At 46.9% G+C, this 18,308-nt stretch carries 18 protein-coding genes; 7 read left to right on the top strand and 11 right to left on the bottom strand.

Features of this window, described 5'->3' with window-relative positions:
- Positions 1–164: 164 nt before the first annotated feature.
- The 4 genes from malQ (at position 165) to ARA78_RS09050 (ending at position 3,974) form a co-directional block, all read left to right on the top strand.
- Complete coding sequence (gene malQ, locus ARA78_RS09065) at positions 165–1,733, top strand: 4-alpha-glucanotransferase (RefSeq protein ID WP_015534492.1); 1,569 nt, start codon at positions 165–167, stop codon at positions 1,731–1,733.
- Positions 1,734–1,793: 60 nt separating this feature from the next.
- Positions 1,794–2,534, top strand: coding sequence for a lysophospholipid acyltransferase family protein (locus ARA78_RS09060; RefSeq protein WP_055280409.1), 741 nt, complete (start codon positions 1,794–1,796; stop codon positions 2,532–2,534).
- A gap of 70 nt (positions 2,535–2,604) precedes the next feature.
- The gene (locus tag ARA78_RS09055) at positions 2,605–3,168 is read left to right on the top strand and encodes a hypothetical protein (RefSeq protein WP_015534491.1); all 564 of its coding nucleotides are present in this window, start codon (positions 2,605–2,607) and stop codon (positions 3,166–3,168) included.
- 23 nt (positions 3,169–3,191) lie between these two features.
- Positions 3,192–3,974, top strand: coding sequence for a CPBP family intramembrane glutamic endopeptidase (locus tag ARA78_RS09050; protein ID WP_055280408.1), 783 nt, complete (start codon positions 3,192–3,194; stop codon positions 3,972–3,974).
- On the opposite strand, the gene ARA78_RS09045 is transcribed toward ARA78_RS09050, so the two are convergent.
- The 11 genes from ARA78_RS09045 to ARA78_RS08995 all read right to left on the bottom strand — a co-directional run bounded on the left by ARA78_RS09045 (position 3,957) and on the right by ARA78_RS08995 (position 13,837).
- Positions 3,957–4,574 carry a histone methylation protein DOT1 gene (locus ARA78_RS09045; RefSeq protein WP_055280407.1) on the bottom strand — a complete coding sequence of 206 codons (618 nt, stop codon included), beginning with the start codon at positions 4,572–4,574 and terminating at the stop codon, positions 3,957–3,959. The genes ARA78_RS09050 and ARA78_RS09045 overlap by 18 nt on opposite strands.
- Positions 4,575–4,584: 10 nt before the next feature.
- Positions 4,585–5,007 carry a DUF1934 domain-containing protein gene (locus ARA78_RS09040; RefSeq protein ID WP_055280406.1) on the bottom strand — a complete coding sequence of 141 codons (423 nt, stop codon included), beginning with the start codon at positions 5,005–5,007 and terminating at the stop codon, positions 4,585–4,587.
- Between the two features lie 31 nt (positions 5,008–5,038).
- Entirely contained in the window at positions 5,039–6,091 is a 1,053-nt protein-coding gene (locus tag ARA78_RS09035) for a D-alanine--D-alanine ligase family protein (protein ID WP_055280405.1), read from the bottom strand.
- Between the two features lie 87 nt (positions 6,092–6,178).
- Positions 6,179–6,673: a hypothetical protein gene (locus ARA78_RS09030; protein WP_022217336.1), complete on the bottom strand. Its 495-nt coding sequence runs from the start codon at positions 6,671–6,673 to the stop codon at positions 6,179–6,181.
- 28 nt (positions 6,674–6,701) lie between these two features.
- Positions 6,702–7,871: a hypothetical protein gene (locus tag ARA78_RS09025; RefSeq protein ID WP_055280404.1), complete on the bottom strand. Its 1,170-nt coding sequence runs from the start codon at positions 7,869–7,871 to the stop codon at positions 6,702–6,704.
- A 407-nt stretch (positions 7,872–8,278) separates the two neighbouring features.
- Positions 8,279–9,769 (bottom strand): spore germination protein, encoded by a 1,491-nt coding sequence (locus ARA78_RS09020; RefSeq protein WP_022217338.1) that lies wholly within the window; start codon positions 9,767–9,769, stop codon positions 8,279–8,281.
- Positions 9,770–9,920: 151 nt separating this feature from the next.
- The gene (locus ARA78_RS09015; RefSeq protein ID WP_015534484.1) at positions 9,921–10,592 is read right to left on the bottom strand and encodes a GntR family transcriptional regulator; all 672 of its coding nucleotides are present in this window, start codon (positions 10,590–10,592) and stop codon (positions 9,921–9,923) included.
- Positions 10,592–11,473, bottom strand: a complete 882-nt coding sequence (gene ispE, locus ARA78_RS09010; protein WP_022217339.1) for a 4-(cytidine 5'-diphospho)-2-C-methyl-D-erythritol kinase — start codon at positions 11,471–11,473, stop codon at positions 10,592–10,594. Before ispE ends, ARA78_RS09015 begins: the two co-directional genes overlap by 1 nt.
- A 47-nt stretch (positions 11,474–11,520) precedes the next feature.
- Positions 11,521–12,084 (bottom strand): flavin reductase family protein, encoded by a 564-nt coding sequence (locus ARA78_RS09005; RefSeq protein ID WP_055280403.1) that lies wholly within the window; start codon positions 12,082–12,084, stop codon positions 11,521–11,523.
- 283 nt (positions 12,085–12,367) lie between these two features.
- Positions 12,368–12,844: a DUF4358 domain-containing protein gene (locus tag ARA78_RS09000; protein ID WP_055272042.1), complete on the bottom strand. Its 477-nt coding sequence runs from the start codon at positions 12,842–12,844 to the stop codon at positions 12,368–12,370.
- Between the two features lie 15 nt (positions 12,845–12,859).
- The gene (locus ARA78_RS08995) at positions 12,860–13,837 is read right to left on the bottom strand and encodes a hypothetical protein (RefSeq protein ID WP_055280402.1); all 978 of its coding nucleotides are present in this window, start codon (positions 13,835–13,837) and stop codon (positions 12,860–12,862) included.
- Between the two features lie 218 nt (positions 13,838–14,055).
- On the opposite strand from ARA78_RS08995, the gene ARA78_RS08990 reads away from it, so the two are divergent.
- From ARA78_RS08990 to ARA78_RS08980, 3 genes are all read left to right on the top strand, one after another.
- Positions 14,056–15,060: an aldose 1-epimerase gene (locus tag ARA78_RS08990; RefSeq protein WP_055280401.1), complete on the top strand. Its 1,005-nt coding sequence runs from the start codon at positions 14,056–14,058 to the stop codon at positions 15,058–15,060.
- A 134-nt stretch (positions 15,061–15,194) separates the two neighbouring features.
- On the top strand, positions 15,195–17,396 hold the full coding sequence (locus tag ARA78_RS08985; RefSeq protein WP_055280400.1) for an InlB B-repeat-containing protein: 2,202 nt from the start codon (positions 15,195–15,197) through the stop codon (positions 17,394–17,396).
- 174 nt (positions 17,397–17,570) lie between these two features.
- Positions 17,571–18,281, top strand: coding sequence for a substrate-binding domain-containing protein (locus ARA78_RS08980; protein ID WP_015534478.1), 711 nt, complete (start codon positions 17,571–17,573; stop codon positions 18,279–18,281).
- Positions 18,282–18,308: the final 27 nt, after the last annotated feature.

The following is an 18,308-nucleotide window of genomic DNA, read 5'->3' as shown; positions in this document are numbered from 1 at the left end:
TCTGAACACGGCAGAGTCGTACACCAGCCGAACAGGCTCGTAAGAGACTGTGAGGTGGCATGGTTCTGAACACGGCAGAGTCGTACACCAGCCGAACAGGCTCGTAAGAGACTGTGAGGTGGCATGGCTCTGTGGTTTTACATATTATGAAAAGAGGATAGATTATGTTAGAGCAGAACAACGGAAAAAAGCCTAAGAAGTACGCTGGTATTCTGGCTCACCCGACATCATTCCCAAGTCCTTATGGAATCGGAGATCTGGGTCCGGGCGCTTATCAGTTTATCGACTTTCTTGCAGCTTCAGGATTAAATCTGTGGCAGGTGCTTCCACTTGGTCATACTGGCTTTGGCGATTCACCTTATCAGCCATTTTCAGCATTTGCAGGACAACCACTTATCATCGATATCGACTACCTCAGAAAGAAGAAGTTACTTCTGGACGAGGACTTCTCAGCTATGCCTGACTGGGATCCTGAGAAGATCGACTATGGAACACTTATAGAATTCAAGACTGGCCTTCTGAAGAAAGCGTACGAGAGATTTATCGACGCTGACTATGCAGATGATATGTCAGGAGACGAGGATCTCATGGCAAAGTTCGATGCATTTGTCAAGAATACATCATGGCTTGCTGACTACTCTCTGTTCATGGCAGGCAAGGATGCGCACGAGGGAATGCCTTGGTACATGTGGGATGATTCACTGAAGAAGCCGACCGCAAGGCAGAAGACCGCATGGAAGAAGAAGCTTGCAGACGGCATCGGCTACTACAACTTCCTCCAGTTCCTTTTTACAGAGCAGTGGCAGGCCCTCAAGACATATGCAAATGATCTCGGAATCAGTATAGTAGGTGACACACCTATATTCCTCGCATGGGACAGCGCAGACGTATGGTCCAATCAGGAACTGTTTCTGCTGGATTCAAAGGGATACCCTATCGAGGTTGCAGGTGTTCCACCAGATTATTTCTCAGCTACCGGTCAGCTCTGGGGCAACCCTCTGTACAACTGGAAAAAGCATACCGAGACAGGCTATGCATGGTGGATAGAGAGAATCAAATATCAGCTCACAGTAACAGATTTCCTCAGGATAGATCACTTCAGAGGATTTGACCGTTACTGGGCAGTGCCTTACGGTGAGGAGACCGCCATCAACGGCGAGTGGAAGCCAGCTCCAGGGCTGAACTTCTTCACACAGCTCGAAGCTAATCTCGGCTACCATCTTCCTATCATCGCCGAGGATCTCGGCGAGATAGATGATTCAGTCATAGAACTCAGAGACAAATTCGGACTTCCTGGAATGAAGATCCTTCAGTTTGCATTTGAAAATCCAAACGAGAACGACTTCCTTCCACATAACTATACACCTAATTGTGTATGCTATACAGGAACACACGACAACGACACCACCCTTGGATGGTATACGCAGGCTTATGAGGCTTCAAAGGATAAGCTCAGAAGATACTACAGCACTGATGCAAGTGATATCTGTTGGGTTATGATAAGAGCATGCTTCTCTTCTGTTGCCAACATGGCCATCGTTCCTATGCAGGACGTGCTAAAGCTCGACTCATGGGCACGTATGAACACGCCAGGCGTTGGAGAGGGCAACTGGGCATGGAGATTCAAAGCCTCAGACCTGGGCAAGCAGTTGTCAGACAGGCTTCTTGAGACATCAAAGCTCTATGGAAGATATACTCCAATACCGGAGAAGAAGGATTCTGAGGAGAAGTAATCATACGACGAGTCAAATCAATGCTGGAACATTTAAAATAGCATAAGGAGAATTATAATATTGAGAACAATATTTGCATATTTATTTGCCTTTCTGGGCATCATCCTGTGTACTCCGTATCACCTGTATCTGTACCTTCTGGCTAAGAAGGATCAGGAAAAGGCGTACCGCCATGCCCAGAAGCTGGTCAAAGGCTTCTTTGGAATAGTCATGTTCATATGCGGTGCCAAGTGCACTGTCATAGGTCTGGAACGGGTGCCCAAAGATCAGCCTATTCTGTTTGTCGGCAACCACAGAAGCTTCTTCGATATACTGTGCTGTCACAACGCACTGGACAGGCCTCTGGGATTTATGTCCAAGGACGGAATCCTGAAGGTTCCTATCCTTCCATGGTATATGAAGGACATAGGATGTACATTCCTTGACAGGTCCGACCTGAAGAAGGGACTGGAGACTATCATGCAGTCGGCTGATATCGTAAAATCCGGACATTCCATGATGGTATTTCCTGAAGGACACAGAAATGACGGCGAAGAACTTCTTCCTTTCAAGGACGGAGCATACAAGATCGCACAGAAGGCCGGATGTCCTATCGTACCTGTATCCATATGCGGAACAGACAATATCATGGAGGCCAACAAGCACAACTTTATCAGAAGTCACAAGGTGGTCATCGAATTTCTTGACCCTATCGACATAAATGGCTTGAAGCCAAAGGAGCGCAAGGAGGTTCTTGAAACCATTCCGGCACTCATTCAGAAATCAAGGGTTAAGAATCTTCCCCTTGCAACAAAAAAGTGATCAGACTATAATAATCTGATCACGACAAGACAAAACACCAATAACTAAATATAATCAGGAGGAACTAAACATGGCATGGTGGGTATGGTTGATAATAGTTGCAGTTATACTTATCGGAGGTCTTATTGCATTATACATAGTGGGCAATAAGCTTCAGAAAAAGCAGTCTGCACAGAAGGAAATGATGAAGGAACAGGCACAGCCTGTGACGATGCTTGTCATCGACAAGAAGATGCTCCCTATGAAGGATGCCGGATTGCCTAAGATGGTAATGGAACAGACACCAAAGCGTTACCAGAAGGCCAAGATGCCTATAGTAAAGGCCAAGATCGGACCTCAGATCATGAATCTTATCTGTGATGACGGTATATATGATCAGATGCCTGTCCGCGGAGAGGTAAAGGCTATGGTCAGCGGTATCTATATCATGAGCGTCAAGAATGTTCGTGGTAAGATCGAGGAGAAGAAGGGCAAGAAGACCTTTGGTGAGAAGCTTCGTGCAAAGCAGAGAAAGTATCAGGATATGTACGATAAGGATGTAGCCGAGTCAAAGCTCAGCAAGGAGCAGAAGGCCGCAGCCAAGGCTAAGGCCAAGGAAGAAAAAGAGAGAGCTAAAAAGATCCAGAAGATGTAACAGCTTGAAAGGAGATTCCCAATATGAAGAAATGTCATATTAACCTCCGCGAACTTGGAATAGCTTTACTCGCACCGATATGCATAACTTTTGTCCATGGGCTTATTCCATCATCTCTGGTATCATGTGTTATAATAATTATTCTCTGCGGATGTATACACCATGTATATCCTTGGGTATTCACCACAGGAGATAACCGTAACAATAAAAACAGAACAGGAACGAGATCACTCTCATTCCTGTTCTGTTTTTGTATTTTTATACTTATTGTCATAACAGGCCTCAGTCTGCAGTTCTTTTCGACCGGAATACTGAACGCCATTGAGCTCCATCGTCCAGAGCTTCTCGGCAGTTACAGAGACATGGTTCGTTCATCATTCTCTCTAAACAACGGTATCTTCAGAGTTACAACAGTCATGCTGCTTGCACCGGTCTGTGAGGAGCTTGTGTTCAGAGGGATCTCTCTGAGTTCTTCCAGACGTGCATTTACATGCAGACATTCAGATGCCATCGCCATCCTACTGTCAGCGCTGCTGTTCGCCCTTTATCACGGCAATTTAGTCCAGTTCTGCTACGCCCTTCCCATGGGAATCCTTCTCGCGCTGCTCGCCACATGGACGTCTTCCCTGCTGCCATCGATCCTTCTTCACATAACGATCAACGTATCTTCTTATTTCACCGGGATGCTGCCATTTGCACTGCCACATACAGGCTGTATACTTGCAACTGGTATCACGTCAGCCGCAGGCTTCATCGCCCTATATCTGCTGTTGCGCCGAAGTGGCAAATCACACAAAGTATCTTGACATGTGATACACATACACTTTTTCATCGGGATCCTCTTCGTATCCTGACAACTTGATGATATTCTTCAACACAAAATACCTGCTGTCCCTCATGACTCTCTGATATTCAAATGTCGGGTAGTACAGCATCAGATATATATTTCTCGGTGCCCTGCGCACGGAATCTATTATATTGTCTATGACCTTCTTGAACACCTCCGGGGAAAATGGATTGAAGAAATAGAAATAATTATCTTCATCTGCAACCTCATACTCCTGCGCCGGAATGTTATAGAAGTTCATCCTGTCTTCCTGATCATAAAATCTGCTCTGATAACCCGCGGCATTTTCCAGAAGCTTCTCGTATATGTCAGCATCTGCCTCTATACCCGTGGCGCGGCAGTAATGCCTTGAGTTGCCATAGAACAATACACGCCCCAGTCCGCAGCCAAAATCAACAAGTGTATCCTCCGGCTCCATGGACACGGCATTGAACAGGGTCACAAGATCCCTGTAGTAAATCGCCTGATATATATTATTCTCCTCGGTGGGCTGCTCCGCACCTATACACAGCGTCGTATCTATAGACAAAAAATCATCAAACGCCTTCTCGTCATCCATATAGCTATCCTCACTCCACGGTTATCCTGAGTACGTTAAACGATACACATTCATTGCCATAATCCATCACATACACCACGACCAGACCAAGCCCCTTTTCCGTCTCCACGAGCTGATAGCCTTCAGTGAGTATGCTTATATTCATCATACCAACCGGAGTAGAATAAAATGCCTCTCTGGTCTCTCCCGGTCTGAATGACATGGCAGCACTGACTTCGCCCTTCTTTGTCAGGTCAAGTCCTAATTTGTCAAACTTCAGCAGATTTCTCGCCGGTTTCTCAAGATCCTCATAATACTCATCGTATTTCAGGTAAAATACCCCGTCCTTCTCATGAAGGCTTCCCCTGGTAACAAGCTCTATGGGTTCAACGTTGTTCTCTTCCCTGCTCGTCCTCTGCTCTCCAACTACTGTCACAGTAACATTCTTTACCATATAAACTTCCAATCTATGTAATTTTATAAAATTATCTCTCTTTTGCCATCTCAATAAGAGTTGTGACGAGAGTCTTTATATCGTATCCCTGAGCATTCCACAGCATTGGATACATGCTTATTCCTGTAAATCCAGGAAGTGTGTTGATCTCATTGAATACAACTCTGTTTGTTCCATTCTCAAGGAAGAAATCCACTCTGGAGAGTCCGAATCCGTCAAGTGCTTTGAATATCTTCACAGCATCTTCCCTTATCTCATTCTCTGCTTCCTTAGGGATGTCGGCGCCGATAACCGTTCTCGACTCAGCATTGTTGTACTTTGCATCGAAATCGTAGAACTCAGCAGCGGCAAGTATCTCGCCAACTCCCGAAGCCTTGGTATTGTCCTTGTAACCGAGGACTCCGCACTCAAGCTCACGTCCAACTATCGTCTCCTCAACGAGGATCTTGTTGTCGTGCTTTACGGCCTCATTCAGCGCATACAGAAGGCTAGCTCTGTCAGTCGCCTTATTTACACCCTTTGATGATCCGGCCTTTGAAGGCTTTACAAATACAGGGTAATCAAGCTCAGCCTCAACTCTGTCCATAGCACTGTCTATGTCGCTGAAATCCTCTGCAAGCACAGGTACAAATCTCGCCTGTGAAACACCGATGTGATCAACGATTATCTTCGTATAGAATTTATCCATGGATGCTGCCGATGCCAGAACGCCACATCCAACATATGGAATATCTGCCATCTCGAACAATCCCTGTATAGTTCCATCCTCGCCATACATACCGTGAAGTACAGGGAATATGACGTCCACCTTCTGGCGCTCCACACCTGCATCGGAGAAAATTATAAGCTCTCTTCTGGTGTCCGGTGAGATCACTGCTGTGACCTTGCTGTCATACCAGCTTCCATCCGCTATACTCTCTATATTATCTGCCTTTAACCATCTTCCATCCTTGGTAATGCCAACCAATGTCATATTATACTTTTCAAGATCAACCCCCTTGGCAACTGTCTGTACCGATATACATGAAACCTCATGCTCTGATGATCTTCCTCCAAATATTACAACCAAATTTTCCTTAGCCATGACATGTGCTCCTTATACTTTAATCCGCGGTGCACCCGGGGCACACCACAGGTCAAAGTATAACACCTGGGAATCAACTTTTCAACGTCACTTATCCCCCAGATCTATACATAATGTCTCATACATTCCGGGCGGACAGTCCTCCCCGGAATCGCCAAAATACTCATAAGAAAATCCGGAGTTTGCATCGGCATCCACGCCCCACGCATTTGCCGCGCTCTGGGCAATGTCATTTATATCCTCCATCGCCATGACAAGATTGTGGCGCATCTGTATATAACTCAGATTCTCATTGTAGTCGTCCCCAAGCCACATGCCGATCTGCTTCATGACTGTGTTGCCCACATAGCTCTCAAGCTCATCTCTCTCATCCTCAGACTTCATATCGCCATCATAATCGACCTTAAGCCTTATGACCCTTCCACTGTCATCCAGTGAATTGTTGTACATGACCGCATCCGCCATTATCTCCCTCGACACCTTATCCTTATATTTCTTCACATAAGAAACCTGTCCAAATATCACACCGCCGACAATTCCTATGAGGACACCCAGTATGGCCGCCCTGAACATTCTCCACATAAACAATACCTCCTGATCATCTAAGTCTCTATTCACATATCCCATCTCTCGCGTATGTCGCCAGACACTGGCCTTCATAGTGTGTCTTAAGATATTCATTTGTATTGTTATCCCCGGTTTTCTCCAGTATATTCTGTTCTATCACCACAGTCACATAGCTTGTAGCAAATTCCTTTTCAAGTTCGGCTGCAGCCTCGTTCATTACCTGGGTATTCTCCGCTACTATATACTCCACATGACTCGTATCGAGGGACTTCGCATGACTCTCATTATAACTTCTGCAAGCATCGGCAAGTGAACCGGCGTCCACCTGGTACACCCCCTCCTCGGTCAGGGAATCCTCATCGTCGTCCAGTCCTGTTATGACCAGACTGTATCTCAGCCCGCCGCCGACAGGCTCCTCCGTGCTGCGCTCTATGATGACCGCATTCACATAGTCCACATCCTCCACCGGCTTGTATTCACACCCACTCAATATACACGCCGTCAATAACACCGCCGCCAGTCCGGCAGATTTTTTTACAGGCCATTTCCCGGCAAGCGATGCCGCCGGCAATATTATCGACAGGGGTACATCCACCAGAATAAGATATCCGGAGATGATCTTTATACGGTCCTGCTGTCCGGGCAGCATCCCGGCCCACAGGCATGCGGCAAATGCAAGGACTGCCCACAATGTCTTCCACAGCCATCTGTGCCGAACACCCAGTCTGTCCACAGCGCCCCATCCACCTATGACGTTTGGAACCAGTGCCATCACACCGAACACGATGACAAGGTAACACACCAGCATGAGCGGCCTGAGCTTCACTCCGCCAGGCAGTTCCATGGCTCCCACTATATATAGTATATTTTTCTCCTTAGCCATGAGCGCACCCGTACCCAGTGTACATATCACAATTATCGAACAGATAATGCCTATTATGGTACTTGTGCCTACGGCTGCACACAACATTCCTCTTCGTCTCCGAATGACGTGTATATACACCAGCATCACCGTCTCCATAGCCGAGAATCCAAGAAAAAGCAGTCCTCCCCTAGCCATGACACGACTTATGGTGAGATTCGCCCCGCCCTCGTCTCCTATCTCAGTCACAGTCTTAAGCACTGACAGATCAAGGTTACTCACAGAAGACAGAATGACCACAGCCCCCGCCGCGACAGCGAACCAGAACACGGACTCCGCAAACCTGACCATCCCCCTTGTGCCACGGCTACCCATATACAAACATGCAAGCAGCAAGGGGATTGAGATAGCAATTACCGTGTATCTTTTCAACATTAACTGCCTGGAACATTCGGCAAGGACAAACAGCAGCAAGCCCATCCTAACGGCAGTTCTCGCCCCATAAATCAATGCAATAGTCCTATTTTTGACTTTACCGCTTTCGCTGTTCCCTCTCTCATCAATCTTCATGTATACAATATATAGTGCTATCACGTAAGCAAAAGCCATGCATAGCATCAAAAAAAGTGACAAAATCAGGCAATTTCTTCCAAAATATGAGGGTATTAATGTAGCTACAAAAGTTATCATCCCCGGCAAAACAAGCAAAGCCATCTTAAAAAAGGCAGAAAACGTCACATTATATTTATCATTCATATCTATTTTCTCTTTCTGACCAACCTGCGCCGCTCGTCAGGATTGCTCCATTTAGGTCTGTTGATCATTTTCTTTATAGGCGCGCGGACAACAAAGTCCTTATATCCCTCGCCAGTGTATGCACAGGTCACGACAGGGGACATATACGGCACGCCAAAGCTGTCCAGGGATGCAAGATGAAACACGAGAACCAGCATCGCAAGGATAAATCCAAGTATTCCATAAAGTGCGCTGGTGATTATAATTACGAACTTAAGCAATCTGAAAACAGACGCAAACGCCTCATTCGGAATGGCAAATGAAGCTATAGCCGTGAGTGCCACAACTATCACAACCATGGTGCTGACTATCCCAGCCTCCACGGCTGACTGACCAACTATCAGACCGCCAACCACTCCTATCGTATTTCCAAGCTGGCTCGGCAGTCGTATCCCGGCCTCCCGGAGCAATTCAAACAAAAGCTCCATTATCAGCACTTCAACTACAACGGGGAACGATAGCTGGCTTCTCGCATCGGCTATCGCATACAGAAGCTTGTCGGGTATCAGCTCCCTGTGATAACAGGTGATCGCAATATAAAGTCCCGGCAGTCCCACCGCAATGAACGCTGCCACATACCTTATCATTCTGGCAAATGTCGCCACCGGCCATCTGTTATAATAATCGTCCGCCGTCTGAAACAGAGTGTTGATGGTGGCTGGAGCAATTATGACCTCAGGTGAATTGTCAAACACAACGACAACCCTGCCCTCCACCAGAGCCGCGGCCGCCTTGTCAGGTCTTGTGGTCGCCTGGTATATCGGAAATATCTCCTGCCATTTCTTCTCCATCAGATGTTCAGCCATACCGCTGTCAAACACCGCATCTATCTCATACTTATCGATGGTGTCCCTTATCTGCTGTACCAGCTCAGGCTCCGCTATATCTTCCATATAGAATATCCCGTACTCTGTTCTGGATCTGACGCCCATTGTCCCCTGTTCCAGCTTCAGATGTACATCCTTGATCCTTCTCCTTATCAGAGCTGTGGATGTCCTAAAGTTCTCATTGAAGCTGTCCCTCGGCCCTCTCATTCCTCCCTCGGTGGAGCTTTCCTCTATACCTCTCACAGGGAAATGTTTCGATGACACTACTATTGCCTGATCGCTCCCGGATACAAATATAGCCGTATCCCCCCTGAGAACCGCCCTGACAACGTTGTCCATGTCACTTTCCTGGGTATAATCCGCCGTCTGACCCTCGCAGGAGATTATATGCTCCCACAGATCTGCCGTGTCTTTATTCCGCCATTCCCAGGTTATTGGTTTTATTAATGTGTTCTCAATCAACTCATGATCGCACAGTCCATCTATATACACCACGTATATTGCCGGATCATCTCCCCAGGCACAGCGGTCCAGATCAAACCTTCGCTCCACGATATCGCTCCAGTTACCGAACATTGTCTCAATTTGTGTGATGTTTTCGTCTATTTTTTTACTGATTGAAGCCATCGTCCGCCGTAAACACCTCCAACATACCGTTTATCTTCTGTAATCTATCTTGTCCAACGGATGAGTTTTTATTCAGACATACACGTAAAAAGGCGGAACACGTTTTCACGCATTCCGCCTCTTATACAGGTATTTATTATTATGCATATTGTTATTTCTGTGCTATGACAACATTTGCGATCACGATCTGTTCCTGATCGTATATATGTATACGGGTTATCTCCTTGGCTTTCTCTTCATCCCTGGCTATTATCGCATTCATGAGAGCCTCATGCTCCGCTATAAGCTTGTCGTGATAGCTGAAATCCTTTACATACTCCACGCGGTATCTGTACACCTGCTCACGAAGACTCTGGGACATGCTGATCAGTCTCGGATTGTTCGTCATGTCCATTATAGTATTGTGAAATGCAACATCCGCATCTACTATCTCCGGGATTATCTTGGAGCTTACCGCTTTCTTGAAGTCGGCATAGGACTGCTTCAACCGCTCTTTTCCCTCGTCGTCTATCCTTTTGCAGGCAAGCCCTGCCGCAAGATCCTCAAGCGCCATCCTGATCTCAAGCGCATCGCTCAGATCCTTTGCCGTTATCCTGGCAACCTCTGCTCCCCTTCTCGGGATCATGACCACAAGCCCTTCAAGCTCAAGCATTCTCATGGCCTCCCTGACAGGGGTACGGCTTACGCCAAGCCTCTTCGCAAGAGTGACCTCCATAAGTCTCTCCCCCGGCTCAAACTCACCATGAACTATAGCATTCCTCAAAGTCTTAAACACTACCTCTCGAAGAGGCAGGTACTCATCCATATTCAATCTAAGATCCATCACATACCTCTTCTTATGTTATACGGGCTGACGGCATACGCAGCCTGTATCTCGTCCTTTTCACGCAGCATATCTACTACTCTTTGTGCCAGTTCTTTATCCCTGTTGTCATATATTCCGAACACTGTCGGCCCACTGCCACTCATGAGCACTCCCATGGAATCGTTCTCCGCTATGAGCTTCTTGACTGAATCTATCACAGGATTTGCAGGTATCGTAACCGTCTCGAGCACATTTGCCATTCTGTCTGTTATTCCCTTCAGATCTCCGGTCTTGAGTGCATCCGCCATGCCATCGATATCTGGATGCTCCTCCAGCAGATCCACCTTCAGGTTCTGGTATACCCATTTTGTGGACACTCCGATCGCCGGCTTCGCTATGACGATCAGGCAGTCCGGCATAGGTGGAAGTGGTGTAAGGATCTCTCCTATTCCCTCCGAGAGTGCCGTACCCTGCATGATACAGTAAGGCACATCTGCGCCGAGCTTCACTCCATGTTCCATGAGCTGTTCATCGGAAAGGTTCAGTCCAAACAGCATATTCATCGCCTTGAGGGCTGCCGCTGCATCAGCGCTTCCCCCTGCCATTCCGGCTGCAACCGGTATGTGTTTATCCACGGTTACATGAACACCCTTGTCTATTCCATATATATCCTTCATCATCCGGCACGCCTTGTATATGATGTTATCCTTCACATCCGGCAGCTCCGACGAATCCGATGTTATAACGATCTCGTCTGTGGTGACATCGCAAAATGTCAGTTCATCCCACAGATCGACCGTCTGCATGATCATTTTCACCTCATGATATCCATCCTCGCGTCTCCTGACCACGTCGAGACCGAGGTTTATCTTTCCATATGCCTTTAATGATATTTCCATTTTCTCTCCTATCCGTGACATTTCCCCTGCAGCTTTTCAGCCTGCGATCACTTTTTTCTAACAGAATATCCAAATTTGCCGAGTTTGTCGCCAAGTGCAAAATACTCTCCATGTGAATATGCGACAAGTCCCGTGCTGTTGAGGTTGAATTTGCCGGTCTTATCCATGTATTCATCACTTATCTGGACTCCGACCACCTCAGCGATAAACATGTGGTGGGATCCAAGCTCAACTACCTGCTTTACCTTGCACTCTACGTTCACCGGACTCTCCTCTATAGCCGGGCATGACACATTCACGCCGTCACATGCATGGAGGTTCATCTCCTTGAATTTATCCACGTCTCTTCCTGATTTCACACCACAATAATCAGTTGCAAATGCCAGTTTCTCGGTGACGAGATTTATGGTAAATTCTCCTGTCTCCTTGATTATGTCGTAGGAATATCTCTCCGGACGCACCGATATGGACACCATTGCAGGATCGCTGCATATGGTACCGGTCCACGCTATCGTCACTATGTTTGGCTTCTCTCCCGGTCTCTGGCAGCTCACCATAACTGCCGGAACCGGATACAACATATTTCCTGGTTTCCAATTCTGTTTTGCCATGTCTATACCTCTTTCTCTATTGACCTTCAACTCATTTTCAGCCACTTTCAGTCACTGTGGCGCAACGCACCACAGTGCTGATATCTCAAGCTGTCAATTGTTCGTATTTTGTATATTGTATACATTATACATAATAATACATGCCAGTGCATAAAATTACAACCGCATACAGCGCTCTTTATTTATCTTATTTTATTGACAGCGGATTTATTACTATAATATGAATGATCTGTCCCGGTGTTACACAAGGAAATGCAGACAAAAAAAATGATCACCTGGAAGATCATTCCAGATAATCACTTATTATTCCCTGTGCCGTTTCGCTGTCATCGGACACCATGTATACCACAAATGTATCATGCACATACAGAACCGCATCATCAAGTCTGGCGGCCTCCGACGATTTGTAATCAAGGTACATCCGCAACTGTGAGTCGCGTCTTTTCTTCATGTCCGCCAGTATGCCCTGGGCATCGACCGTTGACGACGCCTGAAATACTGCGAGCTCCTCGGCGGTGGCTCCCGTTGACATGTACACTGCACTGTCCTGCACCTGAACGCTGTCTATACCATAATATCTGAGCGCCGTCTCAGAGGAGACCTCCTCCACGGAATCCTCAAACTTCACGTTCTGCATGAGCATATCAGCCAGAGAGTGCACATCCGGCATATCTGCCTCGTCGTCTCCATTTCCTGCGCATCCCGCAAGCGAACAGATCACCAGACAGCATGCAAACAAATATATTATTCTTTTTATCATATGCCTCCGTCTCCACTATCTTCTGACATACACGTTCTTTCTGATGTAGTCCATCATCTTGAGACAATATTTCTTATTACAATGTTTTCCATCTATTCCCGCATCCTCCGGCAGAACACCATCCACAGACACGCTGTGAGCCACATCGAGATAGATCACCTGATCGTAGCTGCCACACATCTCCTGCATTAGAGAATTGAGCTTGTCCACACCCGGGTTGTTATACACCTGGTCTTTTGATGAAAGCTCCGCCGATACAGGAAGTACTGACATCACATATACATTTGCCGCAGGCTGTAACTGGGAGATCTGATCCAGTAAAGTCTTGTAGGCCGACATGTACCGCTCGTTATACCACGAAAGCTCCTCAAGCCCAAATGAAATGTATATATTCTCATAGCTCTTCATGCCAAGCATCTCGACAACCGTACACTGTTCTCCTGAATCGCAGGTGAACATCTTGGTATTAGCGACCTTCTCTATGTCCAGATTCTTCGCCACACACATATCCCAGTTATCTACACCGCTGTACAGCCCCAGCGCCTCGGCTCTGGAATCACCTATGAGCAGAGATGTCGAGAAATACTGGTCATCCGTGGCATTCGCCGGCATGTATATATTGCTGTCATATTTGTCCGCTCCCTTGCCGCTCACATCAGGGTTGGTGTAATTGACAAATTGTACATACTGACCATTTCGCTGATCCGGAATGGCCGCATCCTCCGCAGTTGCCAGATACTGCTGTGCAGCCCCCTCCGTGTCACTGTATGACATATCCTGACTGCTGCTCTCACTTATATCTGCCGATGTTCCGCTCTCAGGCTGGAACTCCTCCTGGCCGTTCACATTCTTTTTCAGGTTGCCCTGTCCAAGCGCAAATATCATTATGACTGCGACAACCACTCCTATTCCGCTCTCGACGAGTTTCATTCTGCGGTGATGCCGCTGTCTGTATATCTTTTTTCTATAATCAGTGTTATTATTCTTAGTCACCTTCGACCTCCGAATTAACTAACTTTCATGTCTTTCGCAAAATATCCTATGATAGTATAGCAATTAATGATAAAATAATCAAGAACGCCGCGTTTTGTGAACCTCATTGTTGCCATACAATTTTTTCCGTGTTACTATTTCACATAGGAAAGTTCAATGTTTTTGTGGATTTCAGCATACAACTTAAACACAACATATTTATAGAAGAGGAGAACACGATGAACACTACAGCACGTACAATAGACTACAAGGGCGAGACTTGTATTGAACTTATATCAGGCGATTACCGTGCACTGATCGCACCATTTAACGGAAGCAACATTATGAAGATGGAGAACACAGCTCTGGATATTGATATATTCAGGAACGATCCTTCCCTGACTCCTGCACAGCTCAAAGCAGCAGCAGAGATCTACGGAATGCCTACCCTGTATCTCCCTAACAGACTGTCACACGGCAACTTAAGAACCTCCGATGCCATGTATCAATTTCCATGCAATGATCCTCTCGGCAACCATCTCCACGGTTTCCTTCATCTCAGAAACCACAGCATAGAGAGCGTGTCAGTGGATGGAGACAAGGCCATCGGCAAGACTTCATATGTATATGATGAGAAGGATGAGTTTTTCGCTACATACCCTGTGAGCTTCAGAGCAGACTTCACATTCACTCTTGCTCCGGACGGTATGCACTACGAGTTCACACTCACCAACCTCTCCGACAAGCAGATGCCGTACGGCGTATGTAACCACGTTGCATTCAAGGGGCCTTTCACAAGCACAGGAAAGGGCGAGGATGTACGTCTCTGTGTACCTGTTGGAGACAAATGGGAGCTTGATGAGCACGCTATCCCTACAGAGAAGAACCTTCCTATAACAGATTACGATCTCCAGTACAAGAACGGAACCATGGTACCTGTTCTGAAGGACATCGACAACGATCTCTACACAGCGGAGATGAACGAGCTGGACGGCAAGCCTTTCTACGGAGTATACGCAACTGATGTTGCCACAGGCAAGAAGGTCTGCTATGAGGTTGACGACACAATGAAGTTCTGGATCATGTGGAACGATCACGGCGACAAGGGTTACTTCTGTCCTGAGCCAATGAGCTGGAATATTGACGCTCCAAATCTCTCAGGAGCACCGGAGATCACAGGCTACACAGAGCTTGCTCCAGGCGAGTCCAAGACAGTAAAAGAAAGAATATTCACAATGGCATAAAACATGACATTTTCTATGGAACGGTCTCCCGGCGGAGGCCGTTCTTTCATATTATTAATTTTTCCCCTGTCTCGTTGTTTTTCTCCCCCCGGTATAATAAAATTATTATAATACCATATGCAAGGAGGGATTCTATGAAAAAAATACTTAGATTTTTACTGGTTTTCGCGGCAATGTTCTGTATGACATGCTTCACAGCATTTGCAGAAGATACCGACGATCCAGACACATACTATCTGGAGTTGGATGCAGCAGGAGGACAATTATCAGGGGAGACTTCCACTGTGATAAGCAGCCCATCAGCAGAATTTACGACTGTTGACCTGTCAAAGTACAAGCCGGAGAAAGACGGCTTTACATTCACAGGATGGTACAATGACAAGACAAAGGTCACCAGCATTGACACATCATACTTCCAGTCTACAAACCGTATAAAGCTGACAGCGATGTACACCAAGGACAGCTTCTCCGGTTCAGGGCTCACCTTCACACTGAATGCAAATGGAGGCAAGCTCGGAGATGCGGACAGCGGAACATATGACTTTGATGTAGCAGGATCAGGATATGGCGTGGCACTGAACGACTACCCACCAACCCGTGAGGGCTATGAGTTCAAGGGCTGGAACACGAAGTCCGACGGATCAGGCAAGACCGTGAACATCATATACACCTCTTCCTTTGAGAAGGCGGCAGATAACGGATATGAGTATTCCGATACTGATGACTCATCGGCTAAAAGAAACCTAGTATTTTATGCGATGTGGAAATCAGACTCTGCTCCTACAGGCACCATCAGCATGGGCGATAAGAGCTGGAACGGTCTCCAGGATGTATCATCATTTGAGCAGTATTACAACAAGACCCAGAAGGTTACCATCACCTGTGACAACAACTCCGACCCTTCCATCACAGTCGGCTACCTGATAAGCGACTCAGCTCTGTCATCGGACGATCTGGGTGCAGCAACATTTACCGAGTATAAGAAAGCATTTTCCATAAAGGACGAGGGCAAATATGTTGTATACGCAAAGCTTTCATCAGAGGACGGCAAAACAACATACTTATCCACAGATGGCTTCATCATCGACACACACGCGCCAAAGGTCACAGGAATCGCCGACGGAGAGACTTACTGCCTGTCAGCCGTGATGACCGTGAAGGAATCCCATCTGGCAAAGGTCACAGTGAACGGCGAGGAGAAATCCCTTGACGACGATCACTCACTTGCTCTGGAAGCCACAGATGGTGAGCAGACCATCATCGTATCCGACAAGGCGGGAAATGAAACCAAATTGACTGTAACAGTAAACAAGAAACACACCGCAGAAACCGACGACGGTGACTGCACGACACCTCAGAAATGCCGCTACTGCGGTGAGATCGTCGTAGAGGGCAAGAGCAGCCACGACCTCGGCAACTGGACAAGTGATGGCAACGGCAAAACCCATTCCCGCAAGTGCAAGAACAAGGGCTGTGGATATAAGGTCATCCAGGACTGCTCCGGCGGAACCGCAACCTGCCAGAAGAAGGCAGTGTGCTCTGTGTGCGGCAAGAGCTACGGCAAACTCAGCACAACGAACCACACAGACCTTAAGAAGACTGATTATGTAGCAGCAACCACCTCCAGCAAGGGCAATATAGAATACTGGTATTGCTCAGCCTGCAAGAAATATTTCAGCAACAAGGGCTGTACAAAGGAGATAAGCAAGGCTGACACAGTCATCGACAAGGCAGCACCCGAGATTATCGGCGGCAAGGGAAGCAAATGGAGCAAGGCCAGCAAGAACACTATCAAGTTCAGATCGAACGCTGAGTACGCTGACTTTGTCTGTGTCCTCATAGATGACAAGGAACTTGACCCTTCATATTACAACAAGAAAGAGGGAAGCATCATAATCGAGCTCAAGACGAGCTATCTTGAATCCCTCTCGGTCGGAAGCCACACCATAACCATCAGATCCAAGACCGGAGATGCTGTGACAACATTTACAGTGTCCAAGAAGGAGACTTCCACAACCACACAGACAACTACCAGAGCCACAACCGAGGCGACAACGGCAAGTACGACCGAGGTCACCACAGAGTATAGAAATACATTTACCCCTGTGACGACCGAGGCGACCACAACTGAGATATCCACGATAGAGCGTACCACAACCGAGACGACCACTGAGGTCACAACAGAAAAGAGCACACTCACCGTGGGCAGCTACGCTTCCACTGATAAGAGTAAGAGTAAGGTACATAACCTTCAGCTCATAATCCTTATAACAGTGCTTGCGACCATTCTAATCTCGTTTGTGATAATCATAATTTCAGGTATGAAGAAGAAATAATACCGAAAAGTTCAATAAGGCAGCACGCCAGGACAACCTGACGTGCTGTTTTTCTATGTTTTTCCATGTGACAACGTTTTCACTCTTTTCTTTTGATTTCCAGCATTTACAAGCATATATTGCATACATACCCGATATGAAAACGGGAAATTAAAAAAAGAGAGGAAGAAGATTATGAAGAAACAATTGGCAACATTACTCGCAGTCACAGCACTTGGAATTGGAGTTCTGTCAGGATGCGGTGTGAGCGCAGCATCTAACTCAACCGGCAGCTCATCTGACTCAGCGGGCGCTATTGAGATAACGAACGTATCCTACGACCCAACCAGAGAGCTATACGCAGCGTACAACGATTTATTTGCAAAGCACTGGAAAGAGGAAAAGGGACAGGACGTATCAGTTGTTCAGTCACACGGTGGTTCAGGAAAGCAGGCGCTTGAGGTGGCAAATGGGCTTCAGGCCGATGTGCTTCTCGCATGGGAGAACGAGGCGTTCCTCTCACTGGATGAGCATCCTGGTGAGTACGAGATCGTGGTTCCTTCCGTATCTATACTGTGCCAACCTACAGTCTCAGTAGTCGACGAGGTGGTTGACAAGAGAGGCACAAGGGATGTCGCAACCGAATATCTGAACTACCTGTATTCCGACGAGGCACAGAAGCTTGAGGCAGAGTGGTACTACAGACCATCAGATCAGGATATCCTGAAGCAGTTCGAATATCAGGGACAGAGCAACACCATATCGGAGCTGCCACAGGACGGCAAATGGATCATAACAAATGTTGACCTCACAGACATATCACACTTCGGAGGCTGGACAGAGGCCAGCAAAAAGCATTTCGCGGACGGAGGGCTCTTTGACTCCATATACGAGGAAAAGAATTAATTTGAAATGGCAGTCTGGCGGGAAATC

The sequence above is a fragment of the Coprococcus eutactus genome, from assembly GCF_001404675.1.
Classification (GTDB): Bacteria; Bacillota; Clostridia; order Lachnospirales; family Lachnospiraceae; genus Coprococcus; species Coprococcus aceti.
This window is presented reverse-complemented; position numbering and strand designations above follow the sequence as displayed.

What these genes read in the sequence shown, in the direction of transcription:
- malQ (WP_015534492.1), top strand. Translation starts at nt 165, where the DNA reads ATGTTAGAGCAGAACAACGGAAAAAAGCCTAAGAAGTACGCTGGTATT.
- ARA78_RS09055 (WP_015534491.1), top strand. Translation starts at nt 2,605, where the DNA reads ATGGCATGGTGGGTATGGTTGATAATAGTTGCAGTTATACTTATCGGA.
- ARA78_RS09050 (WP_055280408.1), top strand. Translation starts at nt 3,192, where the DNA reads ATGAAGAAATGTCATATTAACCTCCGCGAACTTGGAATAGCTTTACTC.
- ARA78_RS09045 (WP_055280407.1), bottom strand. Translation starts at nt 4,574, where the DNA reads ATGGATGACGAGAAGGCGTTTGATGATTTTTTGTCTATAGATACGACG.
- ARA78_RS09040 (WP_055280406.1), bottom strand. Translation starts at nt 5,007, where the DNA reads ATGGTAAAGAATGTTACTGTGACAGTAGTTGGAGAGCAGAGGACGAGC.
- ARA78_RS09035 (WP_055280405.1), bottom strand. Translation starts at nt 6,091, where the DNA reads ATGGCTAAGGAAAATTTGGTTGTAATATTTGGAGGAAGATCATCAGAG.
- ARA78_RS09030 (WP_022217336.1), bottom strand. Translation starts at nt 6,673, where the DNA reads ATGTGGAGAATGTTCAGGGCGGCCATACTGGGTGTCCTCATAGGAATT.
- ARA78_RS09025 (WP_055280404.1), bottom strand. Translation starts at nt 7,871, where the DNA reads ATGGTCAGGTTTGCGGAGTCCGTGTTCTGGTTCGCTGTCGCGGCGGGG.
- ARA78_RS09020 (WP_022217338.1), bottom strand. Translation starts at nt 9,769, where the DNA reads ATGGCTTCAATCAGTAAAAAAATAGACGAAAACATCACACAAATTGAG.
- ARA78_RS09015 (WP_015534484.1), bottom strand. Translation starts at nt 10,592, where the DNA reads ATGGATCTTAGATTGAATATGGATGAGTACCTGCCTCTTCGAGAGGTA.
- ispE (WP_022217339.1), bottom strand. Translation starts at nt 11,473, where the DNA reads ATGGAAATATCATTAAAGGCATATGGAAAGATAAACCTCGGTCTCGAC.
- ARA78_RS09005 (WP_055280403.1), bottom strand. Translation starts at nt 12,084, where the DNA reads ATGGCAAAACAGAATTGGAAACCAGGAAATATGTTGTATCCGGTTCCG.
- ARA78_RS09000 (WP_055272042.1), bottom strand. Translation starts at nt 12,844, where the DNA reads ATGATAAAAAGAATAATATATTTGTTTGCATGCTGTCTGGTGATCTGT.
- ARA78_RS08990 (WP_055280401.1), top strand. Translation starts at nt 14,056, where the DNA reads ATGAACACTACAGCACGTACAATAGACTACAAGGGCGAGACTTGTATT.
- ARA78_RS08985 (WP_055280400.1), top strand. Translation starts at nt 15,195, where the DNA reads ATGAAAAAAATACTTAGATTTTTACTGGTTTTCGCGGCAATGTTCTGT.
- ARA78_RS08980 (WP_015534478.1), top strand. Translation starts at nt 17,571, where the DNA reads ATGAAGAAACAATTGGCAACATTACTCGCAGTCACAGCACTTGGAATT.